Annotated in this window: 1 pseudogene; it reads left to right on the forward strand. The window is 37.6% G+C overall.

The annotated features are described in order from the left end of the window. Positions 1–596 precede the first annotated feature (596 nt). A pseudogene (locus QUA54_RS34295) lies at positions 597–1,206 on the forward strand (IS630 family transposase); the annotation flags it as partial.

Here is a 1,206-nt window from a genome sequence, read left to right on the forward strand (position 1 = left end):
ATGAAAATCCATGAGCTTAGCCTCTAGCATAAAGTTCATATATTATACAGTTTACACCGCAAACCCAGAAGACCCAAATTAGGAAAGTAGCCGCCAGATTTGATGTGAGTAAAGGGTTTGTTCAAAAAATTTTAAAACAAAAACAAACGACTGGTCGCGTTCAACCCAGAAAACAGGGTGGAAGCCTTAAAAGCGTGTTACACTCGCGCACAACTGAATTGACCCAGATGGTAGAAAAATATCCGGATAGCACCTTGTCAGAATACTGTGAATATTGGCTTATGAACTACAAGGAAGCTATCAGCCCTAGCATGATGTGGATCGAACTAAAAAAACAAAATTTGACCCGAAAAAAAAACTATACGCAGTAGCCAGTCGGCCACTGAAAGAGTGCAAAAATTGAGGTGTGAATATTGGGAGAAAGTGAAAAATATTGACCCTGACAACCTCGTTTTTTTGGATGAAATGGGCGTTTTATTGGGTTTAACACGAACCCATGCACGTTCAAGATGTGGTAGTAGAGTCTACGACTTAAGCTGTTCAGCATCTAAAACGCATATTGCATAGTATAATATGATGATATTTATCAAAAGTCAATGCCTACTAAAAACTTCCTCAGTTCCGAGACAAAAAAAAGTCTACAACAAGCATTAAAAGAGCATGAGCATCCAGATATTAGGCAAAGAGCCTTGATTTTTTTGTTACTAAATAACGGAAATACACAAGCTCAAACTGCTGAACTAATGGGATGTTCTCTGAGAAAAGTTGCTTATGGGAGCAGACATGGTGAGCCTGATAATTTAGACAGCTTCAAAGATAATCGGATGAAGGGTAACTACCAAAAAGCTACAGAAGAATACATTAATTTACTCCTAGAAACCATTGAAGTAGAACCTGAAAAATATGGCTATGAATTCGGGAGATGGACAACAGCTAGACTTGCCATATATCTAGAACAAAAGACAGGAATAGAGCTGAGTAGCACCCAAGTAAGGAGGATTTTAAAATCAAAAAAGTATGTTTACCTCGCTCGCTAAATATAGCTTAGAGGATAAGCAAGACACCGTAGAGAGGGGTTTATTTAAAAATAAATTAGCTGAGTATCTAAGAATAGCATTCATAATCTCCCGCTCTTCTACAGGTATGGTTTTGGGATGAAAGTGGATTTAGTTTGAGGGTAATTAGAAGGAAGAATTGGTGTAAAAA

Source organism: Microcoleus sp. MOSTC5, assembly GCF_036701825.1.
Taxonomy (GTDB): Bacteria; Cyanobacteriota; Cyanobacteriia; order Cyanobacteriales; family Microcoleaceae; genus Microcoleus; species Microcoleus asticus.